This window comes from Pseudomonas sp. LH21 (assembly GCF_036549575.1).
GTDB lineage: Bacteria > Pseudomonadota > Gammaproteobacteria > Pseudomonadales > Pseudomonadaceae > Aquipseudomonas > Aquipseudomonas peradeniyensis.
The window spans coordinates 3,845,165-3,868,151 of record NZ_CP144367.1; the positions used below are offsets into that span (position 1 = coordinate 3,845,165).

18 protein-coding genes are annotated in these 22,987 nt (G+C 66.5%); 10 read left to right on the forward strand and 8 right to left on the reverse strand.

The features are described from left to right. Positions 1-6: 6 nt before the first annotated feature. Positions 7-1,041, reverse strand: a complete 1,035-nt coding sequence (locus tag VUG52_RS17465) for an AraC family transcriptional regulator (protein WP_262951349.1) — start codon at positions 1,039-1,041, stop codon at positions 7-9. 238 nt (positions 1,042-1,279) lie between these two features. Between VUG52_RS17465 and VUG52_RS17470 the strand changes: the two genes are divergently transcribed. Next, on the forward strand, positions 1,280-2,227 hold the full coding sequence (locus VUG52_RS17470; protein ID WP_423812671.1) for a SphA family protein: 948 nt from the start codon (positions 1,280-1,282) through the stop codon (positions 2,225-2,227). A gap of 230 nt (positions 2,228-2,457) precedes the next feature. Here the strand turns inward: VUG52_RS17470 and VUG52_RS17475 are convergent, their stop codons facing one another. From VUG52_RS17475 to VUG52_RS17505, 7 genes are all read right to left on the reverse strand, one after another. After that, positions 2,458-3,735, reverse strand: coding sequence for a DSD1 family PLP-dependent enzyme (locus tag VUG52_RS17475; RefSeq protein WP_050705160.1), 1,278 nt, complete (start codon positions 3,733-3,735; stop codon positions 2,458-2,460). A gap of 15 nt (positions 3,736-3,750) precedes the next feature. Next, entirely contained in the window at positions 3,751-5,145 is a 1,395-nt protein-coding gene (locus VUG52_RS17480; protein ID WP_050705159.1) for a D-arabinono-1,4-lactone oxidase, read from the reverse strand. Between the two features lie 15 nt (positions 5,146-5,160). After that, positions 5,161-5,517 (reverse strand): c-type cytochrome, encoded by a 357-nt coding sequence (locus VUG52_RS17485; protein WP_050705158.1) that lies wholly within the window; start codon positions 5,515-5,517, stop codon positions 5,161-5,163. 305 nt (positions 5,518-5,822) lie between these two features. Further along, a complete protein-coding gene (locus VUG52_RS17490; protein ID WP_050706430.1) occupies positions 5,823-10,058 on the reverse strand; it encodes a hemagglutinin repeat-containing protein in 4,236 nt (1,411 codons plus the stop codon). A gap of 38 nt (positions 10,059-10,096) precedes the next feature. Continuing rightward, on the reverse strand, positions 10,097-11,806 hold the full coding sequence (locus tag VUG52_RS17495) for a ShlB/FhaC/HecB family hemolysin secretion/activation protein (RefSeq protein ID WP_050706431.1): 1,710 nt from the start codon (positions 11,804-11,806) through the stop codon (positions 10,097-10,099). Positions 11,807-12,226: 420 nt separating this feature from the next. After that, entirely contained in the window at positions 12,227-12,919 is a 693-nt protein-coding gene (locus tag VUG52_RS17500; RefSeq protein WP_050706432.1) for a hypothetical protein, read from the reverse strand. Positions 12,920-12,931: 12 nt separating this feature from the next. Then, positions 12,932-13,507 carry a hypothetical protein gene (locus VUG52_RS17505; RefSeq protein WP_050706433.1) on the reverse strand — a complete coding sequence of 192 codons (576 nt, stop codon included), beginning with the start codon at positions 13,505-13,507 and terminating at the stop codon, positions 12,932-12,934. A gap of 142 nt (positions 13,508-13,649) precedes the next feature. Here VUG52_RS17505 and VUG52_RS17510 point away from each other — a divergent pair, with 142 nt between their 5' ends. The 9 genes from VUG52_RS17510 (at position 13,650) to VUG52_RS17550 (ending at position 22,982) form a co-directional block, all read left to right on the forward strand. After that, the gene (locus VUG52_RS17510) at positions 13,650-14,108 is read left to right on the forward strand and encodes a GNAT family N-acetyltransferase (RefSeq protein WP_050706434.1); all 459 of its coding nucleotides are present in this window, start codon (positions 13,650-13,652) and stop codon (positions 14,106-14,108) included. Positions 14,109-14,425: 317 nt separating this feature from the next. Further along, positions 14,426-15,928 carry a glycine betaine/L-proline transporter ProP gene (gene proP / locus VUG52_RS17515; RefSeq protein ID WP_050706435.1) on the forward strand — a complete coding sequence of 501 codons (1,503 nt, stop codon included), beginning with the start codon at positions 14,426-14,428 and terminating at the stop codon, positions 15,926-15,928. A gap of 149 nt (positions 15,929-16,077) precedes the next feature. After that, a complete protein-coding gene (locus tag VUG52_RS17520) occupies positions 16,078-16,533 on the forward strand; it encodes a (2Fe-2S)-binding protein (protein ID WP_050706436.1) in 456 nt (151 codons plus the stop codon). Continuing rightward, positions 16,533-18,776 (forward strand): xanthine dehydrogenase family protein molybdopterin-binding subunit, encoded by a 2,244-nt coding sequence (locus tag VUG52_RS17525; RefSeq protein WP_050706437.1) that lies wholly within the window; start codon positions 16,533-16,535, stop codon positions 18,774-18,776. Before VUG52_RS17520 ends, VUG52_RS17525 begins: the two co-directional genes overlap by 1 nt. A gap of 17 nt (positions 18,777-18,793) precedes the next feature. Then, entirely contained in the window at positions 18,794-20,128 is a 1,335-nt protein-coding gene (locus VUG52_RS17530) for a c-type cytochrome (RefSeq protein ID WP_050706438.1), read from the forward strand. A 168-nt stretch (positions 20,129-20,296) separates the two neighbouring features. Next, positions 20,297-21,313 (forward strand): XdhC family protein, encoded by a 1,017-nt coding sequence (locus VUG52_RS17535; protein WP_050706439.1) that lies wholly within the window; start codon positions 20,297-20,299, stop codon positions 21,311-21,313. A gap of 111 nt (positions 21,314-21,424) precedes the next feature. Then, a complete protein-coding gene (locus VUG52_RS17540) occupies positions 21,425-22,000 on the forward strand; it encodes a hypothetical protein (RefSeq protein WP_050706440.1) in 576 nt (191 codons plus the stop codon). A gap of 63 nt (positions 22,001-22,063) precedes the next feature. Next, on the forward strand, positions 22,064-22,618 hold the full coding sequence (locus VUG52_RS17545; protein WP_050706441.1) for a lipocalin family protein: 555 nt from the start codon (positions 22,064-22,066) through the stop codon (positions 22,616-22,618). Between the two features lie 58 nt (positions 22,619-22,676). Further along, positions 22,677-22,982 carry an NIPSNAP family protein gene (locus tag VUG52_RS17550; RefSeq protein WP_050706442.1) on the forward strand — a complete coding sequence of 102 codons (306 nt, stop codon included), beginning with the start codon at positions 22,677-22,679 and terminating at the stop codon, positions 22,980-22,982. Positions 22,983-22,987: the final 5 nt, after the last annotated feature.

Below are 22,987 nucleotides of genomic sequence, written 5' to 3' on the forward strand. Positions count from 1 at the left end.
AACATCCTAAAGGACCGGACTGTCGCGCCAGGCCGAGGGGCTCTGTCCGGTCCAGCGCTTGAACGCCCGACGAAAGCCGCGCACATCGCTGTAGCCCAGCGCCTCGGCAATGCGTTCGATGGGCATGTTCGGATTGCCCAGCAGGCTCATCGCCCGCGACTGGCGCACCTGCTCCTGCAAACCTTCGAAGGTCACGCCGTGCTCGGTCAGGTGCCGGCGCAGGGTACGGCTGCTCATGTTGAGGTCGGCGGCGACACTGTCGATCCGGCAGCCCTCAGGCAGATCGCGGGCGATGGCGCGCTCCACGCTCTGAAGCAGGCTGGCCTTGTGCTGCAACGGCGCGCACTCCAGCTCCAGCAGCTTGAGCGCCTGGCGCAGGGCGACCGGCTGATGGCCGGGCAACGGCTGGTCGAGCCAGCCGCTGGCGATCACCATGCGGTTGTGCAGGCAGCCGAACGTCACCGCCGGCCCTAACAGTTGCACGTAGCTGTCCCGATAGGCCGGCGCGGCATGGGTGAACTCGAAGCGCAACGGCTGGAACTCGGCACCGATCAGCGCCCGGCCGTAGACCAGCATGCTGGCGAAGAACTCCTCCACCGCGAACACCTGGATCTCGGCGTAGGGCAGCCGGCAGTCGACCTCGATAAAGGTCTCCTGCGCGCCTTCGTGCAGGCTGTAGACCGCGATGCCGCCACTGGCATGCTGGTAGCGCACGCCCACCTCGAAGGCATCGCGCAGGGTCCGGCACAGCGACAGCACGTGCCCCAGCAGGCCCAGGGTGCCCAGTACGTTGCGATGCCCGACCCACAACCCCAGGCCCTGCCCGGGCAAGGCCTGCAGGGTGCGCTGGATCAGTGCCACGGCCTGGCGACAGGCGATGCGCTGGGCCGGGTCCTGCAGCTCAGCCGGGGTGAAGCCCAGGCCGCGGCACAGCCGCTCGCCGTCCAGGCCACGGTCGCTGGCGAGCTGGACCAGGGTCTGCAACATGAACGGCGACGCCAGCGCCAGGTCGAGTTGCGGGTCGAGGGGGGTACTGGGCATGAAAGGCTACTCCCGGGCCGAGGCGCCTGAAGTTCTAATTGTCGGGGGCACTGCGCTCGGCGCCGTCATCATATCGCGCAGGGGCGCGCCCCGACGGCGAGAGTAACAAAATATTGCAGAGTGTCCGGCAAAGCCCCCCTGCCTGTCCGGCACGGCCCTGCGCCCCCTGGCGGCCAGCGCTTATTTGTATAGGGCGGCACGACGCCGCTCGCCCACAACAATAAGAACGAGCCCGACCATGAACCCGACCCGCCACGCCTGGCTGCCCCCGGCAGCCGCCTGCATGCTCAGCGCCAGCCTCACTCTCCCCGCCCATGCCACCGAAAATGGCGTGGACAACATCGGCCCCGGCACCGACGGTTTCTTCGTCCTGCCGCTGAACGTCGACCAGTTGCCGGCGCACATGTTCGCCTTCAACCTCTACTACAACCACTACCAGGCGCGAAAGCTGGATATCAGCTCGCTCGGCGGCAAGGTCGAGCAGGTGAAGATCACCTCCGATGCGATCATCCCGCGGCTGGACTACCTCAGCCCGCTGCGCCTGTTCGGCGGGCGTGTCGGCGGCTACGTGGCGCAGCCCTACATGCGCCAGCAGGTAGCGATGTTCGGCCAGCGCAGCCGCCGCGAGAGCCAGGGCGATGTCACCATCGCACCGATCATCCTGTGGGACATGGGCGCGGACCTCACCCTCGGCGCGGCGCTGGAGATCACCCTGCCCACCGGCGACTACGAAGCCACGCGCATGGCCAACACCAGCAACAACTTCTATACCTACAAGCCGCTGCTGTCGGCGACCTGGCTGCCCAGTGAACGCAGTGAGGTATCGGTCAAGGCCACCTACAGCTTCAACGAAGAGAACCACGACACTGACTACCGCTCGGGGCAGCTGTTCCATTTCGACTATTCGGCCAGCTACCGAGTGACCGACAACCTGCGCTTGGGGATCAATGGCTACTACGTGAAGCAGACTACCGACGACAAGCAGTTCGGCAGGACCGTGAGCTTCATGGGTGAGGATGTCGATGATGGGGTGCGCGGGCAGGTGTTCGCCATCGGCCCGGCGCTGCATTACACCTTCCTCGAGTACGCCAGCATCGAGGCGCGCTGGGCCAAGGAGTTCGCGGTGCGCAACAGGCCGGAGGGGGAGATGCTGTGGGTCAAGCTGAGTTTGCCGTTTAGTTTGTGAGGGCCGATCCGTTGCTATTTTCAGCGTTTACGCCTTGATCGCCGGGACTGCCTTGCAGCCCTTTCCGGCCGGTCCGACGCCTCGGCAAGGCCGCTCCTACAGGGAGTGCGGTCGCCTGTAGGAGCGGCCTTGTGCCGCGAAAGGGTCGCAAAGCGACCCCGGCAATCTTGAACTTGAAAGGGATGGCCCATTCAGGGGAATGCATGAGTTATTGACTGCGCAGCAACCCACTACGCATACACCGGCCAGCGCTCGACAATCCGCCCGCCGCGTACCGCCAGCAAGTCACCGAACTGCAGCAGGATCGCCTCGGACTGGGTCGGGCGCAGGAACACCTGGTCGTCGACCTGCAGGCCCACCGCCGCCGAGCCATTGAGCATTTCCTGGTTGGAGCTGCGCCCGTACAGGCCGTTGAAGCGCAGCCCCTTGGGCGACTCGGGCTCGGCCAGCCAGTTGCCGCCATAGATGAAGAAGGTCTCGCGCTGATTCGGGTCCCACCAGGCGAACAACGCCGACTTGCCGTCCAGCGCCGGAATCTGCACCGCACCCGTGCGCTTGATCACCGGCGTGGCGATATAGGCCGCCGGCTGGTGGTCCTGCAGCGACGGCAGGTCGTAGTGAGTGGGCTTGAGCAATGCCGAGCCCACCGATACCTCGCTGCTGGTGCGTTCGTGCTCGTGCATGCGGTAGCTCGGGCTGCCGGCGGTGTTGAGCGTCAGGTCCGAGTGCCACAACCCGGGGTAGCGGCTGCGGGCATGGTCGACGAAGCCGTCGTACAAGCCCATGACCTTGGCGAACAGCGCCTGTGGTGATCCGAGGATACCCGGCACGCCCATGCCGACGAAGGGGTCGTAGCCCATGAAGCCGGCGAAGGCCAGGTGCCGGGGATTGGCGGCGATGATGGCCAGCATCCGCTCCAGCTGCGCCGAGTCCTTGACCCCGCCACGGTGCAGGCCGACATCCAGCTCGATATTGATCCGCAGCCGGGTGCCCAGTCCCTGGGCCAGCGCCAGGTACTGTTGCAGGCGCTCGGGGGTGTCGAGCAACCACTGCAGTTGCCTGGCCGGGTCGAATGCGCCGCGATGCGCTTCATAGAACAGCTGCGCCGAACGCACCGGCAGCGGCTTGCCAAGCAGGATGTCGGCCTCGGGGAAGCGCAGCGCATCGTGGTTGAGAAACGGCTGGTGAAACGACATCAGCCGGCGGGTATCGGCACGCCGGGCGATGTAGTCGAGCAACTGCGGCGAGGGCAGCGACTTCTCCACCAGGCGCAGCTGCTTGCCGGCACGGCGCACCGACTGGGTCACCACATCGATGTTGTGGTCCAGGCGGTCGAGGTCGATCAGCATCACCGGGCGCATCGGCCCGTGCTCGCGCAGCTCGCGCTGCAACCTGGCGAAATAGTCGTCGTGCGGCGCCCCTTGGGCGCCAGGGCGCAGCCAGGCGCCGGCAGCGGCCAGCAGCACGCCGGCACCGGCCGCGCCGACCAGGAATTTGCGTCTGTTCATCACATCTCCTTGTGCTCAGGCCACGCCGAGGATCGAGGCCAGGTGGCCATTGAGGAACTTGCCTGTCGGGTCCAGCGCCTGGCGCACCTCGGTGAACGCCTTCCAGCGCGGGTACAGCGGCTGCAGGGTGCGCGCATTGAGGGTGTGCAGCTTGCCCCAGTGCGGGCGCCCGGCGTATTTCCAGAAGATCGGCTCGATGGCGGCGAAGAAATTGTGGTGGTCCATGCTGTAGTGCTGGTGCACCGAGATCGAGCAACTGTCGCGCCCTTCGAACATGCTCAGCGGGATATCATCGGCCTTGACGTAGCGGTACTCGATGGGAAACCAGGTTTGCAGGTCGCGCTCGCGGATCAGCGCGAGGATCTCCCGCAGGCAGGCCGGGCCGTGCTCGGCGGGCACCGAGTACTCCATCTCGTTGAAGCGCACGTTGCGCACATTGGCGAAGATCTCGTACGAGTCACCGACCCGCTCGTCGAAGCTGGCGACATGCCGCAGGCTGTTGAGCAGTAGGCGCCGGGCTTCGGGAAAGTCGCTGCCGTACTTGTCGAGCTTCTCGATCAGGCTGACGAATTCGTTGCCACTGCCGCCGGCCGTATCCTGGTCAGCGGTGGCGGCATCATTGGTCTCGTTGAGGGCGATGGACAGCGCATAGTCGGAATGGGTGATCACCAGCATTTCCCAATGCTGGTTTTCCCGGGTGTTCTTCTCCACGTCCTCCAGCAATTCGTCGGTGCGGGCGATCCATTGCCGTTCGCGCAGGCGGAAGGCCTCGCGGTTCTGCAGGCGGATCCGCGTGGCCACGCCCAGCGCGCCGAGGGACACCCGCGCCGCGGCGAACACTTCGGGGTGCCGATGGCTGTCACAGTCGAGGACCTCGCCGCTGGCGGTGACCAGTTGCAGGCCGGTGACCTTCGAGGAATACGAGCCAAAGCCGACGCCGGTGCCATGGGTCGAGGTGGCGATCGCGCCGGCCAGGGTCTGGTAGTCGATGTCGGCCATGTTCGGCAGCGCCTGGCCGACCGCCTTGAGCGCCGCGCCCATCGCCGACATCGGCGTGCCAGCGGCGAACTCGGCCTGCAGGGTGGTGGGGTCGTGGTCGAGCAAGCCGTTGAAGTAGCCCAGCGACAGCAAGGTGCCGTCGCTGGGCACCAGGGCGCTGAAGGAGTGCCCCGAACCGACCGGACGCACCCTGCCGGGGGCCTGGCGGATGGCCTGGGCCAGTTCGTCGAGGCTCTGCGGCGCCAGCCGCGCCTCGGGCAGGCAGCTCTGCGCGCCGGACCAGTTGCGCCAAGGGATCAGCCGTGGCGCGCGCAACAGTTGTGCCAGTGCCGGATTGGCGGAAAGCGCGAGCAACGCGCAGGCCGCGCTGGTGTGTTGCAGCCAGCGACGACGGGACAGGTGAATCGTCATGGGAGTACCTTGCGCTCAGTGGAGGGGCTGGCCGGACATGTAGCCGATCAGGGCAAGGAACTGCGCCTCGCTGCACTGCATGCACAGGCCCATGGGCGGCATGCCCTGGTAGCCGTTGATGCTGTGCTCCAGCAGGCGGTCGACGCCCTGGGCCAGGCGCGGCGCCCAGGCCGCAGCGTCGCCTGCCAAGGGCGCGCCGGACGCGGGGTTGGCGTGACAGGTCTGGCAGGTGCTGGCGTACAGCGCGGCCAACGCAGGGTCCGCAGGGGCGGCCAGGCTGGCGGCGGGTTTGCTGTCGTCGCGGCAACCGCCGAGCAGCAGGGCCAGGGTGGTCAGGGCGGCTGCGCACGGCAGCGGTGGGAAAAACGGCATGGTGCTCCCCTCTTCTACCGTGATCGGGCACGGTGTTTTCTTGTGGTGGGTAGGGGGCAACAGTACGGCGGGGACGGGCAGGCGGTTCAGGGCAATGGCGGACAGCGAGGGGGGTGGGATCGGACAAGCCTGCAAAGCGGGACTAGCCCGCTTGCAGGGGGCAGAAGATGACGAGCGCTGCGTGGGAGCGGGCTTGCCCCGCGATTCAGGCGGTGCGGTGCATGGCACCGGCGTTGCCGGTGATCGCGGGGCTAGCCCGCTCCCACGTAGTCTCTCTTCAGGTTGGGGGCACGAGGCGCGCCCTGTCAGCCCTTGTTGGTCAGGCCATCAACCTGGCCTTCGACCGTCACCGGCCCGACCTTCAGCTTGCCGCCTTCCAGCGACACGCTGGGCAGGCCGGCCTCCGGCAGCTTGGGCAGGTCAAGGGTGGCCTTGACCTGGTAGCCGAGCGGCTTGACCTCGGCCCCGAGCGTGGTACCGCCCTGCTCCACGCCCTTGACCTGCAGCTCCAGCCCACGCTGCGCCGCGATGCCCGAAGCCTGCGTGACCCCGGCCTTGCGCACGAACTCGCCCTGGGCATTGAACGATGGCGTGTAGTCGAAGCCTGGCTTCTCCTGGCCCTCCTTCGCCTCGCCCGGCTTGCCGGCCAGGCCCGCGCCCAGGTCGACCCGCACCGAGGTGGTGGTGTCCTGGCGTTCCGCTACCGTCAACCCGCCCGCCAGCTTGCCGCCGACCTGCTGGCCGTCGACCCGGGCGCCGCTGAGTTGCGCCGCACCGGCACTGTTCAGGGTCACATCGCCAGCGGTGATATGGCTGTTCTGCTGGGTGGTGGCCTGCAGATGGTCCACCTGCACCTTGCCGCCCAGGTCGAAGTCATGGGACGAGCTGACCTTTTGCCCGGCGTCCGCCGGTGTATTTCGGCTCAGGTTGCTCCCGGCCTTCACCTCGACGCCCCAGTTGGTACGACCCTGGGTGGACTGCGCCGACTCCAGCGCCAGGCCACCCTCGCCTGCGCCGACGTTGACGGCCGTGGCACCGACCTGGGTGCCCTGCAGATGCACCGACTGGCCGGCCAGGTCCACGTTGCCACGGCTGTTCAGCTGACCGCCGGCCAGGGTCTGCGAGCGTTCGTTGGTCTGGCCCACATTGAAGTTGCCGCCCAGCTTGCCGCTCAGGTCACGGCCCTGCTCACCGGTGGCAGCCTTGCCACCGAGGTTGAGGCCACCGCCCAGATGACTGCCGCTGACGGTCCGGGTGTCGCTGGCGGCCTGCAGGTCGAGGGCGCCACCGGCCTTGAGTTCGACCGGGCCGTTCGCGTCGATGCGCGTGCCCTGCAAGGTCTGGTCGCCAGCACTGCCCAGGCGCACCGGGCCGTTGCCGCTGATGCTCGCCACCTGGGCCTTGCTGTCGACACTGTGCTCGCCGGCATGGTCCAGCTGGAACCCAGCGCCCAGGTCGACCTTGTCGCCCACCGGCAAGGTACCCACGGTCAGCGAGCCGCTGCCACCGAGGCTGCCGGTGTCGCGACGCGCCTGGTTGCTGGCCTGGTCCAGGGCCAGCTTGCCGCCGGTGTTGACCGCCACCGCGCCCTGGCCACCGTCGAGACGGCTGCCTTCGAAGCGGGCATCGCCACCGACCTGGATGTTCAGGCCCTGGTTGCCACTGAACGTACCGACCACGGCAGTGGATGTATCTTCGCTCAGGTGCTTGCTGCCACCGGAACCATTGGCGGTCACGTTGAGGTCCTCGCCGGTCTTGGTGTAGATCCGGGCGGACACATCAGCGTTCACCTGCTGCTCGTTGCGGCTGTGGGTGTTGCTGGCCGCGTCGGCCTGCAACGAACCGGCCTTGATGTCCAGCGCGCCGCCGTTGGCGTTGTAGCGGGAGCCCTGGTCCTTCAGCGCGCCGGCCACGTCCAGCTGCACGCCCTGGCCATTGAACTGGCTGACCACCGCAGTGCCGGTCTGCTCGCCCTGTTGCTGGCTGGCATGGCCCACGGCCAGGTCGACGCCCAGGTTCGGCGTGCCGAGCTTGCCCAGCGCGGCGGTCAGCGAAGTCTTGCCGTCCAGCACGTCCTTGACGTCGTTGAGCGGCAGCTTGCCGTCGAGCGCATCCTTGACCGATACCTTGCCGTCCACCACGTCCTTGACCGCCCCGGCGATCGGCCGGGCGATGTCCTTGTACTCGACGTTGACACCGACATCCGCCGTCCAGCTGCTCTGCTGGTGGCTGCTGCTGGTGGTGTCGCGGGCCGCACGGTTGTCCACCTGGCCTGCGCTGATGCTCAGGGTGCCGGCGCTGTTCACCTGCGCGCCTTCGCTGGCCAGGGTGTCGGCCTTGATTTTCACGCTGCCGGCGCTGTCGAGGCCGGTGGTCTTCGCCGTGGTGCTGCTGGAAGTGTCCTGCTGGGTGCCATGGGCGAAGTCGACCCCGGCGCCGGCACGGTCCAGGCCGGCGGTAAGGTAGACGCCACCGCCGGTGTGGCTGCTGTCGCGGGACTCGCTGCGGCTGTCCTGCTCGGCCAGCAGCGACACCTGCTTGCCGGCCAGGGTGGTATCGCCCGCGGTGGACTTCACCGCTGCACCCTTGACGCTCAGGTCACCGCCGGCGGTCAACTGAACTTCGCTGCCGCTGAGGCTGGAACCCTGCTGGCTGACCTGGCTGCCACTGGTGCTCTGACGATCGCTCGCATAGCCGACGCCAGCACGATACTGCCCGGAGCCCGGCGCGGTCTCCTTGGCCGACGCAACGAAGCCACGGCTGCTGCTGGCGCTGTTGTGTTCGCGGGTGTCCTGGGCCGAGGCGACCTTCAGATCGCCCGCCGCCTCAGCGTTCAGCGCACCGGTGGCCTTGACCGTCGAGCCGACCACGTCGATGCCCTCGGCGCTGCTCAGGCCGACGTTGCCACCGGCCACCAGCTCGCTGCGCACCGCGGTGCTTTCCCGGCTGTTCTGCTTGGCTTCGTTGTGGCTGACGCCGAAGAACTTGCTCTGCTGGTTCTGGCTGTCGCGCTGGTCGGTGCGCGAGGCGTTGCTGATCTGCACCTGCTTGCCGGCGATGCGGATGTCCTGGCCACTGGTCAGCTGGGCACCTTCGGCCAGCACCGAGGCCTTGGCGTGCAGTGCGATGTCGCCACCCTTGAGCTGGCTGGTGACGCTGCGCTGGGTTTCATTGCGGTTGTCCCAGTCGGCCTTCCAGAAGCCCTTGGTGTGCTTGCCCTGGTCGGTCTGCACCTGGCGCTCGGTGGCGGCGGTCAGACGCAGGTCGGCGCCGCTGTCCAGGCTCAGCTTGCCGGGCGCCTCGAGGCTGGCGGCGCTGAGGGTGAGATCCTGGCCGGCGTGCAACCCGGCATCACGCTGTGCCACGACCCGGGTGGCGTGCTCGCGGGTGTCGCTGTCGGTCTGGGTGCGCTGGTAGGTCTCCCAGTCGATGCCCAGTGCGCCGCTGCGCCAGTTCTCGCGTTTTTCCTGGAGCTTGCGGCTTTGCACGGTGCTCAGGGTGAGGTTGCGTCCGGCGTCGAGCTTGACGTCACGCCCGGCCACGTCGGCGGCGGCCAGGGTCAGGTCCTGGGCGCCACGCAGTTCGACATCACCCTGGCTGCTGCGCACGCCGGCACGGGTCGCTTCCAGCGAGTCGGCCACGGCAGCGCCGCTGACGTTCAGGTCTCCCGCCGAGTCGATGCGCACGCCGTCGCGGCCGTCGATCTGCCCCGACCCGACCCGTACCCCGGCACCCTGCGCGGTGCTGACGATATTGATGCGTCCGGCCTGCATCGCGCCGAACAGGCTGGCATCGATACGCTGCTCGCCACTGGCCGCGCCGCGGTCGACGACCTTGACCTGGCCGCTGGCATAGTCCACCTGGTTGCGGCCCACGGTGAGGTTGAGCTGGTCACGGGCATCCAGACGGCCCTGGCTGTCGATGTGCGGGGCGATCAGGTTGACCGAACCGCCGTCGTTACGCAGGCCGGCGCCCTGCACCTGCAACTGGCCGTTGGCGTCCTGGGTGCCCAGGGCCTTGAGTCGGCCCGCGTCCAGTTCAGGGCGGCCCACCACCAGGCTGGCATTGGGTGCGTTGATGAAGCTGGCGCCGTTGACCGAAATCCCGTTGGGGTTGGCCAGCACGTAGTCGGCGGCGCGGCCGAAGATTTCCTGGGCGCCATTGATGGCGGATGCGTTGCGGCTGACCACTTCGTTGAGGATCACGCTCGCCGCCTGGCCCTGGAACTGCGGGTTGGCCGCCAGCTCACCGGCCAGCTGCGAGTGGCCGGCCTGCAGGGCGTTGTTCAGCACCAGGCCCTGGCGGTCGACGTTGTAGTCAAGGAACTGGTTGTGCGACAGGCCCGCGCCGTTGGGGGCGACGATATTGACGATGGGCACGCCGCCCTGGGTCTGCAACTGTGCCGTGCCCCCGGGGCCGGGGGCGACCACGACGCCGCCGGCCAGCGCCTGGGGCAGGCTCGCGGCCAGGAACAGGCTGGCTATCGCCCAGCGCAGCTTGCCTTGCGGGGACAGGTTGAAGGTAAAGGGGGTCTTGGGCATAGGTCACTCTCCATGTCGGTACTGCTAATTCGGTGCGCTCACATCTGCACGGCGGCCCTGAACAGCCAGACCTCTGGCTCGCGGTGGTAACCGCTGGGGGTGGTCAGGCTGCGCTGGTAGTCAACGTCCAGCTGCAGCGCCTTCCAGCTCAGGTTCAGGCCCAGGCTCGCGCCGCTCAGGCGCTGGCTGGCAGCGCCGTGGTCGGCCTTGATCCAGCCGTGGTCCAGCCCCAGCCGCGGGGTGACGGTCAGCGGCCCCTGGGGCTGCAGCGGCAGGCGCAGGGTGTTGCGCCACACCGCGCCGCTGGCCCCGGACAGGCTGCTGAGGCGGTAGCCGCGCACGGCGGAATCGTCGGTGCCGAGCAACTGCTCGATGGCCGGCAGCGGGTCGGGGCTGTACTGCAGGTTGAGCTGGCTCTGCCACTGCCAGGCCTGGCCCAGCAGCTGGCCGTTGCGCCATTGGCCGAGGCCGGCGCGGTACTTGCGAAACTGCGCCATGGGCAGGTCGGGCACTGGCCGATCGGCATCGTCGTCGGCGCCAAACCAGTGCAGTCCCTGGGCGTAGTTGAGGTCCAGGTTCCACACCGCACTGTCGAGCCAGAACAGGTTGAGCCCGGCCTCGGCCACCGTCAGCGTCGGGCTCTGCACGTCCAGGCGGACCTTGGCGAATTCGCTGTCGACGTCCTTGTGCGCCAGTTGCAGGCTGGCGCTCAGTTGATGGCGCTGGTCGCGCCACAGCACGCGCTCGCCGCGCAGGCTGAGCTGGTCGGTGATGCCGGTGCTGTGCAGGGTCAGGGTGCTGAGCTTGATCGGCGAGCGGTACTCGGCATGGCTGGCGAACAGGCTGAACGTCCAGTAGCCGTAGGGAATCGCGTAGTACAGGCTGGCATTGCGGCTGTAGCGATCGCCCTGGTTGAGGGTGTCGCTGGCCGACAGGCTGAGCAGGTCGTTGAGCGCCAGCGGATTGTCCAGGCTCAGGCTGTACACGCTGCGGTCACGGCCAGTGCTGGCGCTGCCGAGATTGTCCAGGCCCAGGCCCACGGAAACCCGTGGCTGGCCGGCGCTGCGCGGGCGCAGGATGATCCGCGAGGCGCCCGGCTGGCTGCCGGGGGCGATGTCGGCGGTGAGGTCGACCGAGCGCAGGCGGTTGAGCTGGTCCAGGCCCTGCTCCAGGTCGCGCAGGTTCAACGGCTCGCCGAGCATGCCGGGGAAGGCCCCGGCCAGGGATACCGGCAGGCGTTGGTCGGCCAGTTCGATGGCTTCCAGGTAGCCTTCGTCCACCAGGATGTCCAGCGACTGCCCGGCCGCCGGAGCGCTGCTCAGGTAGGGGCGGCTGGCGATATAGCCCTTTTCCAGGTACAGCGCGGTGATGCCCGCCAGCAGCTGATTGATCTGCCCCACGCCCATGCACGCGGCCACCAGGGGGTCGATGCGGGCATCGAGGGTGGCGCGGTCGATCAACGTGACACCGCCGATGCGCACCCCGGCCAGCGGCCAGCAGCGCGCATCCGGGGCCGCGGCCTTGGGAGCCTGTGGGGTGGTGTCGGGCGCGGTGAACGCGCCGCGTTGCAGTTGCCGGCGACGTTGTTCCAGTTGCAGTTGCTGCAGGTCGTGTTGCTGCTGTTGCTGTTGGCGCAGCACTTCCTGGCCGGGGGTAAATGTCTCGGCATGCAGGTTGCCGGCGCACAGGCACGCCAGTACGACAGACAGCGTTAATTGACGACGATCAACAGCAGACAGGTACGACATACAACACCCATTCGCAGGCAAAGGCACAGCGAGAATCGCAGTACTTGGAACTTCCCAGCACGGTCACCGAGGGTTATCGGCACACGCGCAATAACTTTAGAAAGTTGAGCGTTGTTTGTTGAAACGCTCGCGGAAAAGTTAACGACTGCTAATTACTACATGGCTCTGGGCATGACCGCAGGGTCACTGGATAGCCTGTAGTAAAGCGGGTATATGGGTTGACGAGATCGAATTGTCCAACAATCCAACTTGATGACTGTCAGGCCCCACGGTACTTGTAGAAACGAGTGAGAGACACCGGACTTTAGTCGTACGTGACCTGCTGGTTAAACTTTCCGGCTTGCGAGCAGAAGGAAAGTCTGGCGAACATCAATAGAAAGCTCAACGTCGTATCACTGATCAAATTTTCTGTACACCGGACTACTCCACCAGATAAAGGGGGTGAGTATCACACAAGGGGTGAGCGCTATTCAGCACCCGCTCCAGCAAGCAACGTTCTAATTCGGTGAAATACGTCGCCCCGAAGTCGAAAAAGGTCCCGGCTGGATTTCGCTGTACATGGAACAAGCCGACAAGGTTATCGCCATCACGTTCGAAGATCAGTTCCAGATGCGACTCGGCTCGCGTACTACCGACAAGATAAATGTACCCCGCCACCTCTGCCCAACCGCACCAGCTCAGTTCCGCCCATAACTGCAGGCTGCCATTCTCGGTCGCTGCTTGAGGCAACGCCCAAGCCCCGGTACCGTTTGCCCATCCACACAAGGCCGGTAGCAATCGCTCCAGGGACAGAACCTGCAGCATGTGCCCGCGCAGACCGAAATGCACAGAGTCGATCGTCGATTCAGGGGCAGCATCGAGTGCAACCACCCTGGCGTGCAGCACATGGCTAAAGGCGATTTCAGAAGGTTGCTCACTCCAGCCATTGAGGTCGGAAACACTTGGGCACCAGATGAGCCGAACGGTTTCATCAACCTGAATGCGCTCATTGCGCTCGAAATAAGCGAGCGTGACCGCCCCGACAACCGGCAACAGCGCATCGAGACGCACCTGCGGGGCGCTGTGATCGACTTTGCTGTCATTGGGCCAGAACAGTGGCCAGTAAGTCTGCATCAGAGCACATCCTCAACCGTCCATGCTCTTGGTCAACGCTTCGCTGCCCTTGGGCGGGTAGACCACCTCTCGGGTATCGAGGTCGCGAATCTCGGAGGTGATGGTGATGGTCATCGTCTCTCGACCGGGCGGGCCATTGATGGCATCGACGGTGTCGAAGTCGACGATGTAGCGCTTGCCTGCGCGGAACTCGACGTCGCGCGCGGTGAAACCGCATTTGCCGCCACCAGTGCCCAACGCGTTCATCGAGGCCCAGCACCAGCTCAGCGAGTGCTTGCCCGGCGTCAGCCGCAGCGCCTGCTTGCCCGCGATATCGAGGATCGAGCGCCGCCCGGCGCCTTCGAGCAACTGGTCATCGACATGGGTGGCCAGCAGCAGGCGATGGAACGGCACGCCCAGGGCGCGGTAACGGACGGTAGCGAAGTACACGACCGGTGCGTCGGCCTGGTTGCCGGACAGATCATAGGGCGTCATCGTCTCAGGCGCCCAGTCACCCTGGTACTCCTTGTAGTGGTAGTTGGAGCAGGCACCGAGCAGGCTGGCAAGTGACAGGGCGATAAGCGATTTGAGGCAGGACGACAGACGCATGGTTCTTCCTTGATGAATGCAGGCGCAAGGATAGCGGCTGCGTGCGCTTAAAATCAAAACGCCATCACCCTCGGCGAGCACGCATCGCGGTGTATGCTTCGCGCAAAGCTCCGCCCCTCCTGCCCCTGAAAAGGACATCGTCATGCTCCGCCTGGACTGGCTGAAACACCACATGGCCCACAGCGACACCCTCGCCCAGTGGCTGCACCAACAGTTTCACTATGAGTACGCGGACGTGCCGCTGGCCGACTGGCAACGTGAATTCGCCGAAGGCCAGCACAACGGGCAATGGCAATGCCTGGTCGCCCTGGACGGCGACCGCCTGCTGGGCAGTGCGGCCCTGGCCAGCGACGACCTGCCCGGGCGCAGCGACCTCGGTCCCTGGCTGGCCTGCGTGTTCGTCGCCCCAGAGGCGCGTGGCCAAGGCCTGGCGGAGCAGCTCATCGAAGGTGTCTGCGAGCATGCACGCAGCAACGGAGTTGCCACGCTCTACCTGCATACCCACGACCAGGATACGTACTACGCCAAGCGCGGCTGGACGCGCATGGCGCCGTTCGAGGCCTGGGGGCATAGCCATTGGTTGATGTCTCGCACGCTCTGACCAGCGCTGCTCACATGGAACAAAACATAATTCTTTGATCTGATTGGGGCAGCGTGGGAGCGGGCTTGCCCCGCGATCACCGGCGTAGCCGGTGCCAAACACCGCATCGCGGGGCAAGCCCGCTCCCACGCTGGAATTCTGTTCCCTGCGCGACAGCGTAGCCCGGAGGGCTGGGCAATCTCCTACACGAATCGTGCATGGTTTACCCCACGCAAATGACCCCGCAGGGAATTATTTAGCGCGCCGTTGTATCTGACCCTAGGTACAAGGCTGGCCAAACCATGGCCACGCCCCAAGCCTTCTAAGGACAACGGCCCATGAAATCACGCAGGAAACCCGTCAAGCCCATCGGCTTGAAGGACATCACCATCGTCGACGACGCCAAGATGCGCAAGGCCATCACCGCCGCCGCCCTGGGCAATGCCATGGAGTGGTTCGACTTCGGTGTCTACGGCTTCGTCGCCTATGCCCTGGGCAAGGTGTTCTTCCCCAACGCCAGCCCCGGCGTGCAGATGATCGCCGCCCTGGCCACCTTCTCCGTGCCGTTCCTGATCCGCCCGCTGGGCGGGCTGTTCTTCGGCGCCCTGGGCGACCGCTACGGACGGCAGAAGGTGCTGGCCGCGACCATCGTGATCATGTCGCTGAGCACCTTCGCCATCGGCCTGATCCCCTCCTACGCCAGCATCGGCATCTGGGCGCCGATCCTGCTGTTGCTGGCGAAGATGGCCCAGGGCTTCTCGGTGGGCGGCGAATACACCGGGGCATCGATCTTCGTCGCCGAGTACGCCCCGGATCGCAAGCGCGGCTTTCTCGGCAGCTGGCTGGACTTCGGCTCGATCGCCGGCTTCGTCCTCGGCGCCGGGGTGGTGGTGCTGATCTCGACGGTGCTCGGCGAGGAGCAGTTCCTCGAATGGGGCTGGCGCCTGCCGTTCTTCCTGGCCCTGCCGCTGGGCCTGATCGGCCTGTACCTGCGCCACGCCCTGGAAGAAACCCCGGCGTTCCAGCAACACGTCGACAAGCTCGAGCAAGGTGACCGCGAAGGCCTGGCCAGTGGCCCGAAAGTGTCGTTCAAGGAAGTCGCCACCCAGCACTGGCGCAGCCTCTTGACCTGCATCGGCGTGGTGATCGCCACCAACGTCACCTACTACATGCTGCTCACCTACATGCCCAGCTACCTCTCGCACAACCTGCACTACAGCGAGGACCACGGCGTGCTGATCATCATCGCGATCATGGTCGGCATGCTCTTCGTGCAGCCGATCATCGGCCTGCTCAGCGACAAGTGGGGGCGCAAGCCGTTCATCATCATCGGCAGCGTCGGCCTGTTCCTGCTGGCGATCCCGGCGTTCATGCTGATCACCAGCGGCAAGCTGGCGGTGATCTTCGCAGGCCTGTTGATCCTCGCCGTGCTGCTGAACTTCTTCATCGGCGTGATGGCCTCGACCCTGCCGGCGATGTTCCCCACCCATATCCGCTACAGCGCCCTGGCCAGCGCCTTCAATATCTCGGTGCTGATCGCCGGCCTCACCCCGACCCTGGCCGCCTGGCTGGTGGAAACCAGCGACAACCTGTACATGCCGGCCTACTACCTGATGGTCATCGCCGTGATCGGCCTGCTCACCGGCCTGACCATGAAGGAGACCGCCAACCGCCCGCTGCGCGGCGCCGCACCGGCCGCCTCGGATATCGAGGAAGCCCGCGAACTGCTGCAGGAGCACCACGACAACATCGAGCAGAAGATCGAGGACATCGACGCGCAGATCGCCGAGCTCGAGGCCAGGCGCAAGACCCTCGCAGAGCAGCATCCGCGCATCGATTGAGGGCTACTTGCGCATTCCGCCGGATTGCTTGCCTGATCCTCTGAATCTGCGGGGTGTATCGGTTGCGCAATGGGCCGCTGTGCTAGCGTTTCTGGATTGGGGAACAGCGTATTCCCCACTTCCACAACCGATGATCAGCAGGTGAGCCCATGGAACTACGAATCAACCAGCAGACCTACCAGGTCGAGGCTGACGCCGACACGCCCTTGCTCTGGGTGATCCGCGACGACCTGGGCCTGACCGGCACCAAGTATGGTTGCGGCCTGGCCCAGTGCGGCGCCTGCTCGGTGCTGGTGGACGGCAACGTGGTGCGCGCCTGCGTCACCCCGGTGGCCGGCGTGGTCGGCCGCGAGGTCACCACCATCGAGGCCATCGAGCACGATGCCGTGGGCAAGCGCGTGGTCGCCGCCTGGGTCGAGCACCAGGTGGCCCAGTGCGGCTACTGCCAGTCCGGCCAGGTGATGGCGGCCACCGCGCTGCTCAAGCACACGCCCAAGCCCAGCACTGCGCAGATCGACGCGGCCATGGTCAACCTGTGCCGCTGCGGCACCTACAACGCGATCCATGCCGCCGTGCAGGAACTGGCCGAAGGGGGTAAAGCCTGATGAGCACACGCATCGATACCCCCGAAGACTTGCTGAAACTGCCAGCAGGCGAAACCGTCAACCTGTCGCGCCGGCGCTTCCTGGTCGGCACCACCGTGGGCGCGCTGGTGCTCGGCTTCGGTCTGCCAGTGGGCGCACCACGCGTACAGGCCGCCAGCACCGCGGAGCGCGGTACCCAGGTACCGGCCTTCCTGGAGCTGCGCCCGGACGGCAGCGTGCGCCTGCTCAGCCCATTCATGGAGGGCGGGCAAGGCGTCAATACCGCCATGGCGCAGATCGTCGGCGAGGAACTGGACCTCGATCCTGCCCGCTTCCTGGTCGAAAGCGCGCCCGCCGGCGAAGCCTACGTGGTGATGGAAAACGGCCTGCGCATCACCGGCGGCAGCATGTCAGTACGCATGAGCTACCCGACCATGCGCCGCCTCGGCGCCCTGGCCCGGGCCATGCTGCTGCAGGCCGGTGCCCAGCAGTTGGGCGTGCCGGTGAGCGAGCTGACCACCGAGCCGGGCAAGGTAGTGCATGCCGCTTCGGGCCGTTCGCTCGGCTACGGTGAACTGGCCGAAACGGCCATGGACCTGCCGGTGCCGGACCCCGCCAGCGTCACCTTGCGCGACCCCAGCCAGTTCCGCTGGATCGGCAAGCCGGTAAAGCGCCTCGACGCCTACGACAAGTCCACCGGCAAGGCCATCTACAGCATCGACATCAAGGTCGACGGCATGCTCCACGCCGCCGTGCAGCATGCGCCGCGCCTGGGCATGACCGTCGGCAGCCTGCGCAACGAAGAGCAGGTCAAGACCATGAAGGGGGTGCACTCGGTGCACCAGTTGCCCGGTGCCGTGGCGGTGGTCGCTGAGCGTTGGTTCAACGCCAAGCGCGCGGTGGAGGCCCTGCAAGTAGACTGGAAGGAGGCGGCAGCCGACAGCCAGGTGCGGCCAATGCCCGCCGATTTTTCCACTGACGGCTGGCGCGACCACCTGGCCGCCCAGACCGGGCCGAGCCGTGACGAGGAAAACCAGGGCGACGTGGCGGGCGCCCTGGCCAGCGCCAAGACCACCGTCGAGGCCACCTACCACAACCAGTACCTCAATCACGCGCAGCTCGAACCGCCCTCCGCCACCGCCCGTTTCAACCCCGATGGCAGCCTGGAGGTGTGGCTGCCGAACCAGGCCCAGGACATGTTCCGCGACGACATCGCCAAGCGCACCGGCCTGGACCCGGCGCGGATCACCCTGCACTCGCCGCTGCTCGGCGGCTTCTTCGGCCGCCACTTCCTGTACGACTCGGCCAACCCCTACCCGCAGGCCATCGCCCTGGCCAAGGCCGTGGGCCGGCCGGTGAAACTGATCTGGAGCCGCGAGGAGGAGTTCCTGCGCGATGCCATGCGGCCAATGGCCGTGGTCAAGTTCCGCGCCGGCCTGGACGACAAAGGCCTGCCGGTGGCCATCGAGGCAATCAGTGCCACCGAAGGTCCGACCGAGGCGCTCGCCGGCAAGCAGGGCGACAAGGTCGACCCCACCGCCCTCGAAGGTCTGTCGGGCAAGGCCTACGCCATCGCCAACAAGCGCACCGCGCAGATCTATGTCAAAGGCCCGGCCATGCTCGGCTACTGGCGCTCGGTGGGCAACTCGCTGAACGACTTCTTCTACGAGTCGTTCCTCGACGAGCTGGCCGACAAGGGCGGCCATGACCCCTTCGAGCTGCGTCTGCAACTGCTGCAGGGCAACCCGCGCCTGACCACCCTGCTGCAGGCGGTGGCGGAATTGTCCGGTGGCTGGAAACGCGGCCCGTTCACCGCCGAGGACGGCAGCAAGCGCGCCCGTGGCGTGGCCATGGCCTCGCCGTTCGGCTCGGAGGCGGCGGTGATCGCCGAGGTGTCACTGGAGGCCGGCCAGGTCAAGGTGCACGACATCTGGCAGGCCATCGACCCGGGCAGCATCGTCAACCCGGCGATCATCGAGGCCCAGGTCAACGGCGCGGTGTCCCTGGGCCTGTCCCAGGTGCTGCTGGAGGAATCGGTGTGGCTCAACGGCATGCCACGGGCGCGCAACTACGACCTGTACCCGGTGCTGCCGCCGTCGCGCATGGCCCGGGTGCATGTGCGCATCGTCGAAAGCGGGGCGAAGATGGGCGGCATCGGTGAGCCACCGCTGCCGGCGGTGGCGCCCGCGGTGGCCAACGCCGTGGCACGGCTCACCGGCCAGCGCGTGCGCAGCATGCCCCTGAGCCGCCATACCTTCAGCTGACACGACAAGGACAGCCCATGAACAACAGCCGATTCGCAAGAACCGCAGGCTGGCTGGCCTTGCCGTGCCTGGTCGCGGCAGGCCTGCTGGCCTGGTACGTCACCCGCGAGCCCGCCTCGCCCTTCAGCGCCACGGACAGCGCCGACGCCGCCCTGGTCAGCCGCGGCGAATACGTCGCCCGGCTCAGCGACTGCGTGGCCTGCCACAGCCTGCCGGGCAAGGCGCCGTTTGCCGGCGGCCTGGAAATGGACACGCCGCTGGGCGCCATTCATGCCACCAACATCACTCCCGACCGCGAGCACGGCATCGGCACCTACAGCCTGGCCGACTTCGACCGCGCCGTGCGCCAGGGCGTCGCGCCGGGTGGGCGACGGCTGTACCCGGCCATGCCCTACCCGTCCTACGTCAAGCTCAGCGACGACGATGTGCGGGCGCTCTATGCGTTCTTCATGAAGGGCGTGCAGCCGGCCGCCGAGGCCAATGTCCCCAGCGACATTCCCTGGCCGCTTAACCTGCGCTGGCCCATTGCCCTGTGGAACGGCCTGTTCGCGCCGACCAGCGCCTATGCGCAGAAGGCCGACCAGGACCCGCTGTGGAATCGCGGCGCCTACATCGTCCAGGGCCCCGGTCACTGCGGCAGTTGCCACACGCCTCGGGGCCTGGCCTTCAACGAGAAGGCCCTGGACGAAAGCGGCGCGCCGTTCCTCGCCGGCGCCCTGCTCGATGGCTGGTACGCGCCGAGCCTGCGCCAGGACCACAACACCGGGCTCGGGCGCTGGAGCGAGCCGCAGATCGTGCAGTTCCTCAAGACCGGGCGGAACAAGCACGCGGTGGTGTACGGCTCGATGACCGAGGCGTTCAACAACTCCACACAGTTCATGAGCGACGACGACCTGAACGCGATCGCCCGCTACCTCAAGTCGCTGCCCGGCGACCCGGGGCGTGACGGCGCACCCTGGCAGTATCAAACCACTGCCACGGGGCTCGACACGCCGGGGGCGCATACCTACGCGACCCGCTGCGCCAGCTGCCATGGCCTGGACGGCAAGGGCCAGGCCGAGTGGATGCCGCCACTGGCGGGCGCCACCTCGATGCTGGCCACGGAGAATGCCTCGGCGATCAACATCACCCTCAACGGCTCGCAGCGCATCGTCGCCGCCGGGGTGCCGGATGCCTACCGCATGCCGGCGTTCCGCGAGCAGTTGTCGGACCAGGAGATCGCCCAGGTGCTGAGTTTCGCCCGCAGTGCGTGGGGCAATCACGGCGGCGCGGTAGAGGCCAAGGCGGTGGGCACGTTGCGCGGGCATACCGACCCGGCCAGCAGCAGCCCGATCATCCTGCATATGCGCTGAGCAGTGCTGTGGGAGCGGGTTCACCCGCGAAGCAGGCACTGCGGTGGATGGCACGGGCTTCGCCCGTGTTCGCGGGTAAACCCGCTCCCACAGGGATCGGGTCAGCTTTCAGAAATTGAGCAAGACAGTTGCTCCATAGGCACTCGGCAAAACGAGGTTTCACACACCATGGAAAGCATCGACCTGCTGGTCCTGCGCACCACCCATGACTGGCTCCAGGCCGGCCATCGCGTGCTGCTCGCCACCGTCGCCCGCACCTGGGGTTCGTCGCCGCGCCCGGTCGGCTCGATGATGGCCCTGCGCAACGACGGCCGGGTGGTCGGCAGCGTGTCCGGCGGTTGCATCGAGGACGACCTGATCCACCGCTACACCACCGCCTACGGCGGCCCCGGCCTGCCCGAGGGGGCGCCCGAGGTGATCCGCTACGGCATCAGCGCCGATGACGCCCACCGTTTTGGCCTGCCATGCGGCGGTACGTTGGAACTGATTCTCGAGTTCATGCCCGCCATCGCCTCGTTGCGACACCTGCTGGAGCAGCTCGACAACGGCCAGCTGATGCGTCGCCAGCTGACCCTGGCCGACGGCGCGGTCGAGCTCGAACCCACCGCCACCCCGGAACAGTTCTGCTTCGATGGCCGGCAGATGACCAACACCCTCGGCCCCGGCTACCGCATGCTGCTGATCGGCGCCGGCGCGCTGGCCGAGTACCTGGCGACCATGGCCCTGTTCAACGGCTTCCGGGTGGCGGTGTGCGACCCCCGGCCCGAGCACATGGCCACCTGGTCGGTCGCCGGCGTCGAATACCTGAAGGGCATGCCGGACGATGTGGTGCGCGACTTCAAGGCCGACCTGCGCACCTGCATCATCGCCGTCAGCCACGACCCCAAGCTCGACGACCTGGCGCTGCTCGAAGCCCTGCACGGCCCGGCGTTCTACATCGGCGCCATCGGCTCGCGGCGCAACAGCCAGCTGCGCCGCGAGCGGCTGATCGATCACTTCGGCGAAACCGAACAGTCCCTCGAACGCCTGCATGGGCCCATCGGCATCTACATCGGCAGCAAGACCCCGGCGGAAATCGCGGTGAGCGTGATGGCCGAAGTGCTGGCGGCGAAGAACGCCGTGAGCTTGCCGGGGGCGGTGAGTGTGTCCGGGGCCAAGCGCGAGCGTGATCATCAACCTTTGTAGTGCCTGAACCGGCCTCATCGCGGGGCAAGCATTGGCCACACATCTGCCAACCAGTGTCTATGCTTCTTCTCGCATACACCCACCGGTATCGACCACAAGGAAGACAGGCCAATGAACCCAACCCGCGCCATCGCTCTCGCCTCGCTCATCTTTGCCGCCAGCCTCACCGCCCACGCCGCCGAACTGCCCATCGCCAGCGAAGCGCTGGAAAGCCATGTCACCACCGAAGTGACCAAGATCGACCTGCCCAACCGCCAGGTCACGGTCAAGGGCCCCCACGACAAGGACGTGACCTTCCAGCTCACCGAACAGGCCAAGGCCCTGCCCAACCTCAAGGTCGGTGACCAGGTCGACATCAAAGTCACCCGTGCCATCGCCTATGTACTGAACACCGATGTCGGCGGCGCGCCCAAGGCCTCCGAGGAATCGGGCACCATCCGCGCCACCGCGGCCAACCCCAACCCAGGTGGCGAGGCTTTCCGCCAGGTCAAGGTCACCTCGCAGATCAAGAAAATCGACCTCAACACCCACGAAGTCACCCTGCTGCCACCGGAAGGCAAGCTGCAGGTGGTCAAGGTCGAGGACCCCGAACTGCAGGCACGCATGAAGAATCTCAAGCTCGACCAGACCGTCGAAGCCATCTATACCGAAGTGCTGAGCGTGGAGACCTCACGCCCAGCCCAGTAAAACCTTTGGCCGGCCCGCGCATCGAAAGCCATGTGACCCTTTCCCCCCTTCAGGAGGTTTCCCATGGCGATGCGCCTGGCCGTGCCGTTTTGCTGCTGCCTCACCCTCGCGCTCACGGGCTGCACCAGCGCCCGCGATGAACCGCCGCCCACCACGCAGCAGGTCGAACTGCAGCGCTACCAGGGCACCTGGTACGAACTGGCGCGCCTGCCGATGTTCTTCCAGCGTCACTGCGTGCAATCCGAGGCCCATTATGGCCTGCGCAAGGACGGCCGTATCGACGTGACCAATCGCTGCCTGGAGCAGGACGGCCAGTGGAACGAAGCCCGAGGCGTCGCCGAGCCGCAGGTGGCCGGAAGCACCGACAAGCTCTGGGTGCGCTTTGACAACTGGTTCAGCCGCCTGGCCCCCGGCCTGACCAAAGGCGAGTACTGGGTGCTCTACCACGACCCGGACTATCGTGTGGCGCTGGTCGGCCATCCGAACCGCGAGTACCTGTGGCTGCTGTCGCGCTCACCGACCGTCAGCGCCCAGACCCGAGAACAGCTGCTGGAGCTGGCACGCCGGCAAGGCTATCCCACCGACCAACTGATCTGGCGACAACCAGCCCCCCAGTGACGGCCGCCATCCGCCCCTGTAAGGTGAGCCACCCGGCTCACCCAAAGGATTGCGTGCAATGATCACCTGCCACCTCAAGTACATCATCGACCCCTACCAGATCCCGGCCTTCGAGGCCTATGGCAAGCTGTGGATCGGCCTGGTCAACCGCATGGGCGGTACCCACCACGGCTACTTCCTGCCCAGCGAAGGCGCCAACAATGTCGCCTACGCCCTGTTCAGCTTCCCCAGCCTGGCGGCCTACGAGCAGTACCGCAAAGCCTCGGAAACCGACCCGCAATGCATCGCCGCCTTCGCCCTGGCCAACGAGCAACGTTTCATCCTCAGCTACGAACGCAACTTCCTGCGGCCAGTGCTCGATTGACCTTC